Source organism: Streptomyces flaveolus (genome assembly GCF_000716535.1).
Classification (GTDB): Bacteria; Actinomycetota; Actinomycetes; order Streptomycetales; family Streptomycetaceae; genus Streptomyces; species Streptomyces flaveolus_A.
Map to the genome: position 1 here is coordinate 128,306 of NZ_JNWV01000014.1, position 16,311 is coordinate 144,616.

Sequence of the window (16,311 nt, forward strand, 5' to 3'; positions counted from 1 at the left end):
CGCGCCGAAAGATCGAAGTTGACGCGGGCACGTCCAGCGCGGCGACAACACCCGTATGCGTGTCGTCATCGTGACCGAATCCTTTCCCCCCGATGTGAACGGCGTGGCCCACTGCGCGCTCCAGACCGCCCGGCACCTCGTAGATCGCGGTCACCTCCCGCTCGTCGTCGCCCCCGCTCCCGCGCCCGGCAGCGGCCCGGACACGGACGCCCCGTGCCCGGTCGTCCGGATTCCCTCCCTCCCCCTCCCCGGCTACCCCCAGGTCCGCGTCGCCCTCCCCAGCCGACGTCTCGCCGCCGCCCTCGTCGCGCACCGCCCCGACGTGGTCCACCTGGCCAGTCCCTTCGTCCTCGGTGTCCGCGGCATGGCGGTCGCCGCCCGGCTCGGCACCCCCGCCGTCGCCGTCTACCAGACCGACCTGGCCGGCTACGCCCGCACCTACATGGGCGCCGGAGAGGCCGCGGCATGGCGGCGGATCCGCTCCGTGCACGCCGCCGCCGACCGCACCCTGGCCCCGTCCAGCGCCGCCCAGTCCGACCTGGAGGAACACGGCATACCGCGGGTACGGCTCTGGCCGCGCGGCGTGGACACCGTACGTTTCCGGCCACAGCACCGGGACGAGGCGCTGCGCCGCGAACTCGCCCCGAACGGCGAACTGATCGTCGGCTACGTCGGCCGGCTCGCGCCGGAGAAGCACGTCGAACTCCTCTCCGGAGTCTGTGGGCTGGCCGGCGTGCGGGTCGTGGTCGTCGGCGACGGACCCAGCCAGGCCCATCTGACCGAGGCCCTGCCCGGCGCCGTCTTCCTCGGCCGTCGCACCGGCGACGAACTGGCCCGGATCTTCGCCTCGCTGGACGTGTTCGCGCACACCGGCCCCTTCGAGACGTTCTGCCAGACCGTCCAGGAGGCCATGGCCAGCGGTGTGCCGGTCGTCGCGCCCGCCGCCGGCGGCCCGCTCGACCTCGTCGACCACGGCCGTACCGGCCTGCTGGTCCCGCCGCGCGACGCCGCCGCCGTGGAGGAGGCCGTCCGCGCGCTGGCCGCCGACCCCGCGCGGCGCGCCGCGTACGGCGCCACCGCCCGCGCGACGGTCGAGGGCCGCACCTGGGCCGCCGTCGGCGACCAGCTGATCGCCCACTACGACGACGTCCTCGCGGACCGGAAGACGGCGGTGGCGGCATGACCGGGGAGTCCCTGCGCATCGTCCGCCTCGCCAACTTCGTCGCCCCCGCCTCCGGGGGCCTGCGCACCGCCCTGCGGGAACTCGGCCGGGGCTTCCGGGCCGCGGGCCACGAACCGGTCCTGATCGTGCCAGGCGAACGGCACACCGACCGCGACACCGAGCAGGGCCGGGTCATCACCCTGCCCGGTCCGCTGCTGCCCGGCACCGGCGGCTACCGCGTCCTCACCGACAAGCGGCGCGTGGCCGCCCTCCTGGAGGAGCTGGCCCCCGACCGTCTGGAGGTCTCCGACCGGACCACCCTGCGCTGGACCGGCCGCTGGGCCCGCCGCGCGCGCGTGCCCGCCGTGATGGTCTCCCACGAGACCGCCGACGGCGTGCTGCGCACCTGGGGCCTGCCCGAGCACCTCGCCCGGCGCGCCGCCGACTCCCTCAACACCCGGACCGCGCACGTCTACTCACGGGTGGTGTGCACCACCGAGTTCGCCGAGCGCGAGTTCGTACGCATCGGCGCGCGCAACGTCGTTCGCGCCCCCCTGGGCGTCGACCTGATGGAACGGCACCCCGCGCTGCGCGATGCCGGGCTGCGTGACCGCTACGCGCGCGGGGACGAGGCGCTGCTCGTGATGGCGTCCCGGCTGTCCGTGGAGAAACGCCCCGGCACGGCCCTGGACGCCCTGGAGGCGCTGCTGCGGCGCGGGCGGCCGGCGGTGCTCGTGGTGGCCGGGGACGGGCCGCTGCGGGCCCGGCTGGAGCAGCGCGCGCGGGACCGCGGGCTGCCGGTGACCTTCCTCGGGTACGTCTCCGACCGGACGGCCCTCGGCGCGCTCCAGGCGTCCGCCGACGTGTGCCTCGCGCCAGGGCCCGCCGAGACCTTCGGGCTGGCCGCGCTGGAGGCGATGGCGTGCGGCACGCCCGTGGTGGCGAGCGCCTCCTCCGCGTTGCCCGAGGTGATCGGGTCCGCCGGAGCCGCCGCGGCGGGCGGTGGAGAGGCGTTCGCGGACGCCGTGGAACTGCTGCTGGACCGCGCCGAGCCCGAGCGGCGGGAAGCGGCACGCGCGCGTGCGGAGTGCTTCGGCTGGGGAACCGCCGTGGAGGCCTTCCTGGCGGCCCACGACGCGGAGGTGCTGCACCGCGCCGACGCCCGGCCCACGGTTCCGGAGGGTGTGGCATGAGCGCCGATGTGCCGATACGGCGGGGCGGCTCCGTCCGTGGCGGATGGGGTGGTGTGGGTGCCGATGTGCCGATACGGCGGGGCGGCTCGGTCTGTGCCGGAGAGGGCGGCATGGGTGCCGATGTGCCGACACGGCGGGGCGGCTCGGTCTGTGCCGGAGAGGGCGGCATGAGCGCCGATGTGCCGACACAGTGCAGTCGTCCTGTCCGTGACGGAGGGGGTGGCATGGGTGCCGATGCCGCGGCACGGCGGGGCGGCCCCGTCCGCTTCGTCGCGCTCGGGGACTCGCTGACCGAGGGCGTGGGCGACCCGGTCGGTACCGGATGGCGAGGCTGGGCCGCGCTGCTGGCCGCCTCCCTCGCCCAGGACGGCGAGCGGGTGCGGTTCACCAACCTCGCGGTCAGCGGGGCGCAGACCCGGGACGTGCTGGAGAAGCAGACGCCGGCCGCCCTGGAACTGCGCCCCGACCTGGTGTCCGTGGTCGTCGGCGTCAACGACACACTGCGCCGCACCTTCGACATACGCGCCGTGGCCGCCCACCTCGACCAGGTCTACGGCTCCCTCACCCGCCAGGGCGCCACCCTGCTCACCGCCTGCCTGCCCGACCCCGGCGCCATGCTCCGGCTGCCGGACGCCCTGGCCCGCCCGCTGGCCCGCCGGCAACGCGCGGTCAACGCCGTCGTCCACGCGCTGTCCGAGCGGTACGGCGCCGTCCACCTGCACGCGGCGGACGACGACTGGATCAGCGACCGGAGCCTGTGGAGCGCGGACCGGCTCCATCCCGCCGAGCGCGGTCACCGGCAGCTCGCCGTCCGCTGCCACGCCCTGCTCGCGGAGACGGGCCGCGCGACCGGGGAACCGCCCTCGCCCGAACCGGAGTTCCCCGCGCCGACCCGCGCGGCGAGCCTGTGGTGGCTGGCCACGGCGGGAACCGGCTGGGTGCTCCGGCGCTGCAACGACCTGCTGCCGCAGCTGCTGCGCCTGGCCGCCGACGAACTGCACCACCGTGCCCGGGGCACCAGCACCCACCTTGACCTCCGTGTATCGGCAGCGGTGTCGGCGGCCCTGGCGGCCCTGCCGGCGGCCACCGCCGTGGAGGCCGCGCCTCGACGCTGCGGCAGCGGGACGGGCGGGGCGGCCTTGGCGGAAGGGGCGGTCGAGGTAGGGGGCCGTGGCGACGATCGTCCCTGCCGGTTGAGGGGGGAGGTGCTCCACTGAGAGGGCGGCGAGGCTGTGGCCGCCGGAGAGGCTCAGCGGCGGTGTACCGGTACGAACCGGACCGGGGTGCCGGGGAGAGCCTGGGCGGCGGCCGGGAGGTCGGCGGTGCGGACCACCGCGATCACCGGGTAGCCGCCGGTGGTCGGATGGTCCGCGAGGAAGACCACCGGGCGGCCGTCCGGCGGGACCTGGACCGCGCCGAGAACCATGCCCTCGCTGGGGAGTTCACCGGACCGGGCCCGTTCCAGCGCGGGCCCCTCCGTGCGCAGGCCGATGCGGTTGCTCGCCGCGGAGACCCGGTACGCGCGCGTGGTGAGGTCCTGGACCGCCCGCGCCGTGAACCAGTCGTCGCGCGGGCCCGGCGTCACCCGGAGCACGAGTTCGGCCGGCGGACGCGGCTGCGGCGCGCCGTCCACGCGTGCGGGAGGGCCGGCCGGGGCGCCCAGCGGCAGCACCGTGCCGTCCGTGAGCGGTGCCGGACCGAGGCCGGACAGCAGGTCGGTGGCACGGCTGCCGAGGACCGGTTCCACGGCGACGCCGCCGGCGACCGCGAGGTAACTGCGTACGCCGGCCGTGGCCGCGCCCACCTCCAGCAACTCGCCCGCCGGTACCACGACCGGGGCACCCCACGCGGCCGGGCGACCGCCCACCGCCACCGGGCAGGGCGCGCCGCCGACCGCGACGGTCACCGTCGAACGCGCGCGCACCGCACAGCCGTTGAGGGTGGTCTCCAGGACGGCGGCGTCCGGAGGATTGCCGACCAGCCGGTTCACCAGGTTCGCCGCGAGCGGATCGAGCGCTCCGGAGCGGGGCACGCCGAGGTGCGCGTACCCCCGCCGGCCGCGGTCCTGCACGGTGGTCAGCGCGCCGGCGCGCACGACGACCAGCGCACGGTCGGTCATGGGGCCTCCCAGGTCACGGGTCGCGCCGGCACGAGGCACACGCGCGCGTGGGCTGCCGTCCGTTGCCCGGTCACGCGGGTCTCCCGGGCGCCCACCCCTGCCGGTACGATCCTCCGCCTCACGCTCATGCGCCACCCACCGGTACGAACCGCACGCGCGTCCCCGGCTCCAGCAGCGCCGCCGGGACGCGTGTCGGGTCCCACAGCACGGTGTCCGTCATGCCGATCAGTTGCCAGCCGCCGGGGGAGGAGCGCGGGTAGACGCCGGTGTACGGGCCGGCCAGGGCCACGGCGCCGGCCGGGACCGCCGTGCGCGGGGTGGCGCGGCGCGGGACGTGGTAGCGCTCCGGGAGCCCGGTGAGATAGCCGAAGCCGGGGGCGAAGCCGCAGAAGGCCACCGTGAACTCGGTGCCGGCGTGGACGCGGGCCACCTCCCGTTCCGGCACCTGCCAGTGCGCGGCGACCGCCGCCAGGTCCGGGCCGTCGTACCGCACGGGCAGTTCGATCAGTTCGCGCGCGCGGGCAGGCACCTCCGGCACCCGCGCGCCGGTCAGTTCGGCCGCCCAGCGGGCCGGCTCGGCCAGCCCGTCGAGCAGGACCGTACGGGCCGCCGGGATGATCTCGCGCACGGTGAGCGCGCCCTCCGCGCGGCGCCGCAGCAGCTCTGCGTGCAGAGCCTGCGCCTCCTCCCCGGAGGACACCTCGACGAGCAGCGCGTCGTCGCCGACGGGAAGCGCCCTCACGCGAACGCCTCCACCCGCACGCCCGCCGCCACGAGCCGCTCGCGCACCCGCCGGGCCAGGCCGACCGCGCCCGGTGTGTCGCCGTGCAGGCACAGCGACCGGGCGCGCACCTGGATGCGCGCGCCGGAGTGCGCGATGACCGCACCGGAGCGCGCGAGGCTCACCGAGCGCTCCACGACGGCGTCCGGGTCGGTCACCACGGCACCCTCCCGGCCGCGCGGCACCAGCGTGCCTTCGTCGGTGTACGCACGGTCCGCGAAGGCCTCCGTGACGGCCGGAAGTCCCGCCTCGGCCGCCAACTCCAGGAACCGCGAGCCGGGCAGGCCCAGCACCGGCAACGAGGCGTCCGCCAGCCGCACGCCCTCGATCACCGCGCGGGCCTGCTCCTCGTCGTGGACGACCCGGTTGTAGAGCGCGCCGTGCGGCTTGACGTACGCCACGCGCGCGCCCGCCGCCCGCGCGAACACCTCCAAGGCGCCGATCTGATAGGCCACTTCGGCCGTCAGCTCGGCGGGCGGCACATCCATCGCGCGCCGCCCGAAACCGGCCAGGTCCCGGTAGGAGACCTGTGCGCCGATCGTCACCCCGCGCTCGGCCGCCAACTCGCACACCCGGCGCATGGTGGCCGCGTCCCCGGCGTGGAAGCCGCAGGCCACGTTGGCGCTGGTGACGACGGACAGGAGCTGTTCGTCGTCGGTCAGCCGCCAGCGGCCGAAGCCCTCACCCAGGTCGGCGTTCAGATCGATCGCGGTCATGGTTGTCGCGTCTCCGGTTCTCGTGGAGTCTTCTTGTGCGCGGGGTTCCGGTACGACCGGGCTCAGTCGACGCCGGCCAGCCGGTACTCCTCGTCCCGCGCGTCGGTCAGGAACATCTGGCCCGGCGCGTGCGTGATCGCGAACGGCGGCCGGGAGGCCATCACGGCCGCCTGCGGGGTCACCCCGCAGGCCCAGAACACCGGGATCTCGCCCTCGGCGACGGTCACCGGGTCGCCGAAGTCGGGCCGGCCGAGGTCCTCGATGCCGAGGGCCGCCGGGTCCCCGCAGTGCACCGGACCGCCGTGCACGGCCGGCAGCAGGCTGCTCTCCCGGACGGCCGCGTCCAGACGCCCGGACGGCACCGGCCGCATGGACACCACCATCGGCCCGCGCAGCCGCCCCGCTTCCCGGCAGGCCCGGTCGGTCACGTACATCGGCACGTTCCGGCCCTGCTCGACGTGCCGGATCGGCACGCCCGCGCGGGCCAGCGCCCACTCGAAGGTGAAGCTGCACCCGAGCAGGAACGACACCAGGTCGTCCCGCCAGTACGCGCGCGCGTCCGTGGGTTCGTCCACCAACTCGCCGTCCTGCCACACCCGGTAGCGCGGCAGATCGGTGCGCAGGTCGGCGCCCTCGGCGAGGACGGTCGTCGGGGAACCGGCGTCCGTGACGTCGAGCACGGGACAGGGCTTGGGGTTGCGCTGGCAGAACAGCAGCATGTCGTAGGCCCAGTCGGCGGGCACCGCGATCAGGTTGGCCTGCGTGTGGCCCGCCGCGACCCCGGCGGTCGGCCCGGCCAGTCCGGCGCGGAAGCGGGCCCGCGCGGTTTCCGGGCTCCACGCGTGCGCGTGCGCGTCGGCCGTGGTGACGGGCCGGTCCTCGGTACGGTTCACCCGCGTCACGCCAGCTCCTTCCCACGCGTCTCCGGCAGTCCGAGCAGCGCCAGTGCCGCGATGCCGTAGCCGATCGCGCCGAAGACCAGCGCGCCGCCGACGCCCCAGCCGTCCGCCAGGAAGCCCACCAGGGTGGGGAACACCGCGCCCACCGCGCGGCCCGTGTTGTACGTGAAGCCCTGCCCGGTGCCGCGTACCGCCGTCGGGTACAGCTCGCTCAGGTAGGAGCCGAAGCCGCTGAAGATGGCCGACATGCAGAAGCCGAGCGGGAAACCGAGCACCAGCAGCAGGGTGTTGGCGCCGTGCGGGATGTTCGCGTACGCCAGGATGCACACCGCCGACAGCATCGCGAACAGCCAGATGTTGTTCCGCCGGCCGAGCCGGTCGGTGAGGTGGCCGCCGGTCAGGTAGCCGAGGAAGGCGCCGGAGATCAGGAAGGCCAGATAGCCGCCGGTGCCGACGACCGACAGGCCGCGGTCGGACTTCAGGTACGTCGGCACCCAGGTCGCCAGCGTGTAGTAGCCGCCCTGCACGCCCGTGGAGAGAAGGCTCGCGAAGACCGTGGTGCGCAGCAGGCCGGGGGCGCCGTCCCGGCCGGCCGGCCGGAAGATCGCCGCGAACGAGCCCCGGCGCGGGTCCTGTTCGCGGGCCGCCGTCGCCGTGGGGGCGTCGTGCACCGAGCGGCGCAGCCAGACCACGAGCAGCGCAGGCAGCGCGCCGGTCCAGAACATCACCCGCCAGGCCAGGTCGTCGTCGGCGAAGGAGAACACCAGCGTGTAGACGACCGCCGCCAGTCCCCAGCCGACCGCCCAGGAGCTCTGGATCGCGCCGAGCGTACGGCCCCGGTGGCGCGCGCTCGCGTACTCGGCGACCAGGATCGCGCCGACCGCCCACTCGCCGCCGAAGCCGAGGCCCTGGAGGGCGCGGAAGAGCAGCAGGGTCTCGTACGTGGGCGCGAAGCCGCAGGCGACGGTGAAGACGGCGTAGGTGATCACCGTGATCATCAGGGCCCGGACGCGGCCCACCCGGTCCGCGATCACGCCCGCGGCGGCGCCGCCGACCGCCGAGACCACCAGCGTGACGGTGGTGAAGAGGCCGGTCTGGCCGCTGCTGAGGCCGAAGTACGCCGAGAGCGCCACCATGCTCAGCGGCAGGGTGAAGTAGTCGTACGAATCCAGGGCATATCCGCCGAAAGCACCGGCGAACGCGCGCCGGCCGCGCGGGCCGAGGGCGCGCAGCCAGGCGAACGCGCCGTCCTCGGCGGCGCGTTCGGCCGGTCCCGGGCGGACGTCGGCGGAGGGCGCGGAGCGGGGCGGTGGGGTCGTGCTCATGGGCACCTCGCAGAAGAGGGACGGAGGGTGCTGGGAAGTGAGCCGTGCGGAGCACCGTAGAGGATCGTTCAACGATCCTTCAATACCCGTGTTGTTTCGTCCTGGTGTCTGCGATTGAATTCCGGGCATGGCAGAGGAGCTGACGGGACTGGCCGGCGACCGGGCCCTTCTGGGCCGTACAAGCACCGCGGAGCGCGTTTCGGACATCCTCAGGAGCCGCATCTCCGAGGGCTACTTCCCGCCCGGCACCCGGCTGTCCGAGGACAGCATCGGCGGGGCGCTCGGCGTCTCCCGCAACACCCTGCGCGAGGCGTTCCGGCTGCTCACCCACGAGCGCCTGCTGATCCACGAACTCAACCGGGGCGTGTTCGTCCGGGTCCTGACCGTCGAGGACGTGGAGGACATCTACCGCACGCGCTCCCTCGTCGAGTGCGCCGTCGTCCGGGGGCTGGGCGAACCGCCGTACCGGCTGGGCGGGCTGGTCTCGGCGGTCGAGGAGGGGCGGACGGCGGCCGCGGAGAATGACTGGAAAGAGCTGGGTACGGCCAACATCCACTTCCACCGGGAACTGGTCGCCCTCGCCGGCAGCGAACGCACCGACGAACTGATGCGCAGCGTCTTCGCCGAGCTGCGCCTGGCCTTCCACGTCGTGGACGACCCGCGCCGGCTGCACGAGCCGTACCTCGCCCGCAACGCCCAGATCCTCCAGGCGCTCCAGGCCGGCGACCGGCGCGGCGCGGAACGGCTCCTGGAGACCTATCTCGCGGACTCGCTGGAACGGGTCGTCGAGGTGTACCGGCGCAGGGTCGGCGAGGAAAGCGTCCCGTAGGGCCGGGGAACGGCGCGACCAGCCCGGACGGCCGGCGCCCGGACGACGCCCCGCAGCCGGGCCGGCCAAACCGGCGGAGGCTCTCGTTTGGGTCGATGTCAGACCCAGGACCTAGTCTGTGCACCGTGACTTCGCCTGCATCGACGGACCGTGTTCCGCCCCAGCTCAGCGCGGGGCCGCGCCCGGCTCCGGGCCCGGCCGCCGACGAGGGGCTGGCGCGTCGGCTGCGCGCGCTCGCCTGCACCGCGCCGCTGCACGACCTGGACGCGCGCAAGGCCAACCTGGCCGGTGAGTACTCGGTGTACGGCATGGCCGAGGTGGCGCTGGCCGCCATCGACCTGGTCACGCTGAACATGGACTTCGACACCGGCGCCGACCACGAGCAGATCGTGGCCCGGCTCATCCCGCGCATCGCCGCGCAGGCGCCGGGCCGGCCCGCCGCCGAGCACGAGCGCGTGGCCCGCTGGGTGCTGGAGAACCTGATCAACGTCGGCAGCGTGGACCGCGGCTTCCGCGCGGTCTACGGCACCTTCGCGCCGGACGGCACGTACGTCCGCCGTGACTACGACTTCAAGCTGATCGAGGAGGTCCCCGGCCCCGGCGGCACGGTCTACCTGCGGACGACGGACGAGGCGGTCAACGTCCTGGTCGGCGCCCTCGACACCGACGTCACCAGCGCCCAGATCGCCGCCGAGGTCAAGCTGGAGGTGCTGATCAACCGCGGCCGGCTCGCCGACGCCCAGCTCGCCGCCGAGCAGGCCCGCTACCGCACCGTCCAGTACTCCGAGACGCTGCGCCGGGCCCTGGAGGCCACCCGGCGCAACGTCCGCGCGGTCGACTGGCTCAACGCCGTCCCCGACATGATCGCCGAGGCCCTCGACCACGTCGCCGAGCGCTACCGCCACGAGAACGCGATCCTCACCAACATCCGCAAGGCCCGCGACGAGACCGAGGACCCCGAGCACAAGCGCCGCGCCGCCGAGCTGGTCGACATCGTCAAGGACTGCATCCGGCGCCACACCCAGCTCCAGTCGCGCCTGCTGGAGGCGGGCCCGCTGTTCCGCGCCGAACAGGACCGGCAGGCCTTCGCCACACCGGCGACGACGTCCGGGATAGACCTCTACGGCCATCTCGTCGCCCCCGTCCTGCCGCTGCCCCTGGAGCGGGCGATCCGGGTCACCGACGCCTTCTTCGCGCGCGGCACGGGGCTGCGCACGCCGGTGTCCGTCCGGGTCGGGGACCTCGTGGACATCCTGCTGACCCCGCCGGTGGAGCGGGAGCACCTGGGCGCGGAGATGCCCGAGCCCGACCTGATCGCGACGCCGGACGACAGCCGCTTCAGCGAGGAACAACTGGCCGCGGCCACGGAACTGCTGGATCTGCCGGCGGACGCCCCGAGGCGGCTGTCCGGGCTGCTGGCCGAGGCCCGGCGGACCGGTGACCCGGACCTCGCCTACCTGGTGGCGCTGCTGGCGGTCCACGCGGCCAGCCCGCCCGTCGGCACCGCCTACCGGCAGGGCGAGGAGAAGCTGCTGTTCGCCGTGGACGACGGGACCGAACTGGACGATCCCGAGTTCGGCGGGGCGGACCTGATCGTGGGGACCGCACTGCTCGACGCGGCGGGGATGGCCGCCGACCGGACGGAAGCAGCATGAGTGGACAAGAGCACGACAAGGAGCCCAACCCGTGACCGAGCACGTCGACCGGAGTGAACCCGAGTCTGCCGCCGCCCCGGCGGGCTCCGCCGTCACCCCCGCCGACGCCGCCGACGCGGCGCGGCTCGTCGCCTTCGGACTCCAGCCCAAGCTGGCGCCCGCGCGCGACCAGGAGTACACCGAGCTGCTGCGCCGTTACCGCGACGACCCGGCGTTCGCCCGGCTCGCCGACGCCGTCGCCGCCGGTCTGGGGCTCGTCGTGCTGGAGGTGTCCCCGCGCGCGGGGATGGCCGTGACCGCCGCCGAGGACTCGGTGTTCGCCGTCCGCATGGGCGACTACGCGCGTCGCACCGCCGCCGACTCCGGCGACCGCTTCCTGCACGGACTCGCCCATCTCGCCGTCGCCGCGCTGGCGTTCCCGCGCCCGGAGGACCTGGCCGACGACTCCTACATCGGCCGGGTCACCGTCAACGGCGTCGACGCCTTCGTCCGGCAGGCCTGCCGCCGTCTGGAGGAGCGCGCCGAGGAGCAGGGCGAGAACACCGACCCGGCGACCGACGCGCCCGGCCTGGAGGCGGCCTGGCGGATCTGGGCCAGACGCAGCGCCACCGGCGCCACCAAGGACGCCCGCCGGCCGGCCGCCTCCACCACCGGCATCGTGGCGAAGGCCATGGCCTTCCTCACCGACTCGGGCTTCCTGCAGCGCACCGGCGACGACAACGGCGGCACGTACCGCACCACGGCCCGCTACCAGCTCCAGGTCCGCGACCTGGCCGGCAGCGCCGCCCTGGCCGAACTGGTGGAGCTGGGCATCGTCCCGGTCACCGACGGCACGGCCACCCTGCTGCCCGCCCAGGACACCGACGACCTCGACCTGGTGGCCGACGCCGGACTGCCCTTCCACTCCTGACGCGCTGAGGCTCCCGCAGCTCCAGCCCCTCCTGAACCCCCCGCACGTTTCACCAGACTTACGAGAGTCCGCCATGTACGAGCTGTCCCGGGTCCGCCTCTACTCCATCGGTCCCGCCGGTGCGCGCTACGCCGACACCGTGCTCGACCTGCGGGGTGTCGGCGAGCCCGTGCCCGACCCGGCGCCCACGCAGGTGGAGTTCTTCGAGGAGGAGCCGTCCGGTCCGCCGCGCCGGCCCGCACCCGCGGGCGTGCTGTTCCTGGAGAACGGCGGCGGCAAGTCCGTCCTGCTCAAGCTGATCTTCTCGGTGATGCTGCCGGGCCACCGCAACACCCTCGGCGGCGCCAGCTCCGGCGTGCTGCGCAAATTCCTGCTCGCCGACGACTGCGGCCACGTGGCCCTGGAGTGGCAGCACGTGCTGACCGGCGAGTGCGTCGTCGTCGGCAAGGTCAGCGAGTGGCGCGGCCGGCAGGTCTCCAACGACCCGCGCAAGTTCGCCGAGGCCTGGTACTCCTTCCGGCCCGGCCCCGGCCTCAGCCTGGACAACCTGCCCGTCGCCGAGTCCACCGCCGTACGGCCGCCCGCCGAGGGCACCTCCGGCGCGCACGGCCGCCGCCGCACCATGAAGGGCTTCCGCGACGCCCTCATGGAGGCAGGCAAGGTCTACCCGCACCTGGAGGTGCACTGGGAGGAGATCCACGAGCGCTGGACCGAACACCTCGGCGACCTCGGCCTCGACCCCGAACTCTTCCGCTACCAGCGCGAGATGAACGCCGACGAGGGCGAGGCGGCCGGCCTCTTCGCGGTCAAGAAGGACTCCGACTTCACCGACCTGCTGCTGCGCGCCGTCACCGACACCCGCGACACCGACGGCCTCGCCGACCTCGTCAGCGGCTTCGGCAACAAGCTCGGCCGGCGCGCCGAGCTGATCGCCGAACGGGACTTCACCGCCGGCTCGGTCGACCTGCTCGGCCGGATCGTGGAGGCCGCCGAGGCGCGCGCACGCGCGCGTGACGTCCACGCGGGCGCCGAGCGCCGCACCCGCACGCTGGCCCGGCGGCTGTCCGCGCGAGCCGTCCGGGAGCGGATCCGGGCCGCCGACCTCGCCCAGCGGGTGACGGCCGCCGCGTACGCCGTCACCCACTCCGAGGGCGCGCGCGAACGCAGCGCCCTCATCGCCGCCGAACTCGCCTACCGCCACGCCTCCCTGGCGCTGGCCGCCGCCGAGAAGTCCGCCGCCGCGCAGAAGCGCGAGCTGGCCGACGCCCGCACCCTGCACGCCGCCTGGCAGGCCGCCGAGGCCGTGCTGCGCCACCGGGCCGCCGCCGACCGCGTCGCGCGCGTGTCCGCCGCCATCCAGGAGGCCGAACGGGACGCGGCCCCCGCGCTCGCCGCCCGAGCCAAGGCCGCCGTGGACCTCGTACGGGCCCTGCACGCCGCGGCCGAGAGCGCCGAGGCCCTCGCCAACGAGGAGGAGGAGCGCTCCGCGGCCCTCCAGGAGGTCAGCGACTCCGCCTACCGGGACTCGACCGCCGCCGCCACCGAGGCGCAGCGGGCCCGTAGCGAGGCCGGGCACCTGCGCCAGCGGCTCACCGAGGTCGAGCAGGAGACCGCCGAGGCCGTGCGCGCCGGCTGGCTGGACGACAGCGCACCGGACGCCGACCCGGCGCGGGCCGCGCTCGCCGCCAGCGACGCCGAGAAGACCGCCGTGGCCGCCTGGGACGCGGCCCGCGAGGCCGCCCGCAAGGCCACCGAGCACGCGCGCGAGGCGGCCTCCGCCGAGGCCCGCGCGGAGCTGACGGCGGCCCGCGCGGCCGACGCGGCGACCGCCGCCGAGCGCGCCCACGAGGCCGAGCGGCGCCTCGCCGAGTCGCTGGCCGCCGAGGAACGGCTCGCGGAGCTGCTGAGCCTGCCGGGCGCGCCGAGCGTGGCACGGGTGCCCGCGCCCAGGACGGAAGAGGGCGACAAGACGCGCGCACCTGCCGCCGACGCCGCCCACAGCCCTCTCACCGCCGAGGAACTCGACCGCTTCGCCGACGAGTTGCGCGAACTCCTCGACGACGCCGTGTCCACCGCCGAACGACACCTGTTCGACCTGCGGACGGCCGCCGCCGACGACGCCCGCATCCTCGGCGCCCTCGGTGACGGCGGGCTGCTGCCGCCCGGCCCGGACGTGCTGGCCACCGTCGAGTTCCTCGGCGAACACGGCATCCCGGCGCTGCCCGGCTGGCGCTACCTGGCACAGGCCGTCGACCCCGCCGACCACGCGCGCGTGCTCGCCGCCCGCCCCGAACTGGTCGACGGCGTGATCATCACCGATCCGGACACGCACGCGCGTGCCCGCGAAGCCCTCGGTGACGCCGCCCTGCTGCCCCGCTCCGCCGTCGCCGTCGGCACCGCCGCGGCGCTGCTCGCCCCGCCGCCCGCCGCGGGCAGCACCTCCGGTGACGTGTTCCTCGTGCCGCCGAACCCGGCCATGCACGACGAGCACGCGGCCGACGAGGAACGGCAGGCACTGCGCGCCCGGGCCACCGCACGCGACGAGGAGATCCGCGCCCTCGCCGCCCGCCTCGGCAAGGACCGCGAACTGGCCGCGCGGCTCGCCTCCTGGCGCACCGGCTGCCCCGCCGGGCGCCTCACCGAGCTGGCCCGGGCCGCCGAGGACGCCCGCGCCTTCGCCGAGGAGTCCGAGGCCGAACTCGCCGAGGCACGCACCGTACGGGCGGAGGCCGACGAGTCCGCCGCCGAGGCCACCCGGATCCGCGACGAACGGCAGGAGGCCGCGCAGAAGGCCCGCCGGGCCGCCGACGCCCTCGCCGGCCTCGCCTTCCGGCTCCGCGAACGCGCCGGCTGGCAGGCGCGACTGCGTGAACTCGCCGACGAGGCCGCCGAGTCCGAGGCCCGCGCACAGGCCTGCCTGGACCGCGCCCGCGCCGCCGACGAGGACCGCCGCGCCGCCCAGCGCGCCGCCGACGACGCCCGTCGCACCGCGCGCGCCCTGCGCGCCGAGCGCTCCGAGATCGCCGGCGCCCCGGACGACGTACCGGTCGCCGACGAGGACGCCCCGAAGGCGTCCCTGCCCGCGCTCCGCGAGGCCTACCGGGCCGCCTCCCAGGTGTACGAGAAGGTCGGCGTCGGCGCCGACCTGCGCGCCGAGCAGGCCCGCGCGGAGAGCGACGAGAGCGCCGCCCGCGCCGAACTGGACCGGCTCAGCAACAAGGTCCGCACCCGCGCCGAGCAACTGCTCCAGTCGCCCGACGGCGCCGACGGACCCTCCCGGCAGGCCGCCGCCGCCCGCGCGGAGGAGCTGGTGCAGCTCCTGGAGACCCGTATGTCGACCGCGAGCGAGCAGCTCGGCCGGCTGCGCGGCGAGGCCGAGCGGCACGCGCCCGAGGATGGCGAGGCCCACACCGAGCTGCCCGAGGAACTCGTCCCGCGCGACGCCGAGCACGCCCAGGCCCTGCTGCGCACCGCCACGGCCGAACTCGCCGCCCGCACTGAGGCCCTGGCCGAGGCCCGCGAGGCGCACGCGGAGCTGCTGGACGCCCACCGCGCCGCCGAGGACGCGGCCGGCGGCTTCGACGAGATCGCCGCCATGCTCCGCGACCTGCTGCGCGAACCCGCCCAGGAGGAGGAGCAGGAGGAGCCGGAGCCGTACCCCGGCACCCTGGAGGAGGCCCGGCACTCCGCCGCCGAGGCCCGCCGTTCGCTGCGGGGCTGCGCGGCCGACCTGTCCGCCGCCGAGGCGGCCGTGCGCGAGGCGAGCGACATTCTCGTCCGGCACGCCAACTCCACGCGCTACGAGCAGGTCCGCACCCCCGCCCGGCAGCAGATCCGCGAACTGCCCGCCTCCGCGCTGCCCGAGCACGCCCAGAAGTGGGCGGACGCCTTCGCTCCCCGGCTGCGCGTCCTGACCGACGAGCTGGCCCAGCTCGAGCGCAACCGCGACTCGATCGTGGACCGGCTGCGCGGACTCGTGGAGTCGGCGCTCGCCACCCTGCGGTCCGCGCAGCGGCTGTCCCGGCTGCCGGAGGGGCTCGGCGAGTGGTCCGGCCAGGAGTTCCTGCGCATCCGCTTCGAGGAGCCGGACCACGCCACGCTCACCGAACGGCTCGGCGAGGTCATCGACGAGGCCACGCGCGCGGCCGTCAGGAAGAACTCCGACCTGCGCCGTGACGGCATGTCCCTGCTGTTGCGCGGCGTCGCGGCGGCCCTGCAGCCGAGGGGCGTGGCCGTCGAGATCCTCAAGCCCGACGCGGTGCTGCGCGCCGAGCGCGTCCCCGTCGGCCAGATGGGCGACGTCTTCTCCGGCGGCCAGCTGCTCACGGCGGCCATCGCCCTGTACTGCACGATGGCCGCGCTGCGCTCGAACGACCGGGGCCGGGACAAGCACCGGCACGCGGGCACGCTGTTCCTGGACAACCCGATCGGCCGTGCCAACGCGACCTATCTGCTCGAGCTCCAGCGAGCGGTGTCCGACGCGCTGGGCGTCCAGTTGCTCTACACCACCGGCCTGTTCGACACCACCGCCCTCGCCGAGTTCCCGCTGGTCATCCGCCTCCGTAATGACGCCGACCTCCGGGCGGGACTGAAGTACATCAGCGTGGAGGAACACCTCCGGCCCGGGCTGCCCCAGCAGCCCCAGGCCGGGGAGGCGGTGCACAGCGAGATCACGGCGACGAGGATGTACAAGAAGCCGGCTGGATCAATGGGTTGACCGAT

Annotated in this window: 12 protein-coding genes; 7 read left to right on the top strand and 5 right to left on the bottom strand. The window is 75.2% G+C overall.

What is annotated here, in order from left to right:
• Window positions 1-55: 55 nt before the first annotated feature.
• The 3 genes from OO52_RS16660 to OO52_RS16670 all read left to right on the top strand — a co-directional run bounded on the left by OO52_RS16660 (window position 56) and on the right by OO52_RS16670 (window position 3,572).
• Entirely contained in the window at window positions 56-1,183 is a 1,128-nt protein-coding gene (locus OO52_RS16660; protein WP_030644841.1) for a glycosyltransferase family 4 protein, read from the top strand.
• Window positions 1,180-2,355 carry a glycosyltransferase gene (locus OO52_RS16665; RefSeq protein ID WP_030644843.1) on the top strand — a complete coding sequence of 392 codons (1,176 nt, stop codon included), beginning with the start codon at window positions 1,180-1,182 and terminating at the stop codon, window positions 2,353-2,355. The genes OO52_RS16660 and OO52_RS16665 overlap by 4 nt, the downstream gene beginning before the upstream one ends.
• A gap of 224 nt (window positions 2,356-2,579) precedes the next feature.
• Window positions 2,580-3,572 (top strand): SGNH/GDSL hydrolase family protein, encoded by a 993-nt coding sequence (locus tag OO52_RS16670; RefSeq protein WP_234339587.1) that lies wholly within the window; start codon window positions 2,580-2,582, stop codon window positions 3,570-3,572.
• A gap of 32 nt (window positions 3,573-3,604) precedes the next feature.
• On the opposite strand, the gene OO52_RS16675 is transcribed toward OO52_RS16670, so the two are convergent.
• The 5 genes from OO52_RS16675 to OO52_RS16695 form a co-directional block, all read right to left on the bottom strand.
• Complete coding sequence (locus OO52_RS16675; RefSeq protein WP_030644847.1) at window positions 3,605-4,474, bottom strand: biotin-dependent carboxyltransferase family protein; 870 nt, start codon at window positions 4,472-4,474, stop codon at window positions 3,605-3,607.
• A 124-nt stretch (window positions 4,475-4,598) separates the two neighbouring features.
• The gene (pxpB, locus tag OO52_RS16680; protein ID WP_030644849.1) at window positions 4,599-5,216 is read right to left on the bottom strand and encodes a 5-oxoprolinase subunit PxpB; all 618 of its coding nucleotides are present in this window, start codon (window positions 5,214-5,216) and stop codon (window positions 4,599-4,601) included.
• A complete protein-coding gene (locus OO52_RS16685) occupies window positions 5,213-5,971 on the bottom strand; it encodes a LamB/YcsF family protein (protein ID WP_030644851.1) in 759 nt (252 codons plus the stop codon). The genes pxpB and OO52_RS16685 overlap by 4 nt, the downstream gene beginning before the upstream one ends.
• A gap of 62 nt (window positions 5,972-6,033) precedes the next feature.
• A complete protein-coding gene (locus OO52_RS16690) occupies window positions 6,034-6,864 on the bottom strand; it encodes a putative hydro-lyase (RefSeq protein ID WP_030644853.1) in 831 nt (276 codons plus the stop codon).
• Window positions 6,865-6,869: 5 nt separating this feature from the next.
• A complete protein-coding gene (locus tag OO52_RS16695) occupies window positions 6,870-8,195 on the bottom strand; it encodes an MFS transporter (protein WP_030644855.1) in 1,326 nt (441 codons plus the stop codon).
• A gap of 127 nt (window positions 8,196-8,322) precedes the next feature.
• Between OO52_RS16695 and OO52_RS16700 the strand changes: the two genes are divergently transcribed.
• From OO52_RS16700 to OO52_RS16715, 4 genes are all read left to right on the top strand, one after another.
• Window positions 8,323-9,024 (top strand): GntR family transcriptional regulator, encoded by a 702-nt coding sequence (locus tag OO52_RS16700; protein WP_030644857.1) that lies wholly within the window; start codon window positions 8,323-8,325, stop codon window positions 9,022-9,024.
• Between the two features lie 125 nt (window positions 9,025-9,149).
• Window positions 9,150-10,679, top strand: a complete 1,530-nt coding sequence (locus tag OO52_RS16705; protein WP_030644860.1) for a hypothetical protein — start codon at window positions 9,150-9,152, stop codon at window positions 10,677-10,679.
• A gap of 31 nt (window positions 10,680-10,710) precedes the next feature.
• Window positions 10,711-11,589 (top strand): hypothetical protein, encoded by an 879-nt coding sequence (locus OO52_RS16710; protein WP_030644862.1) that lies wholly within the window; start codon window positions 10,711-10,713, stop codon window positions 11,587-11,589.
• A 73-nt stretch (window positions 11,590-11,662) separates the two neighbouring features.
• Window positions 11,663-16,306, top strand: a complete 4,644-nt coding sequence (locus tag OO52_RS16715; RefSeq protein ID WP_030644864.1) for a hypothetical protein — start codon at window positions 11,663-11,665, stop codon at window positions 16,304-16,306.
• Window positions 16,307-16,311: the final 5 nt, after the last annotated feature.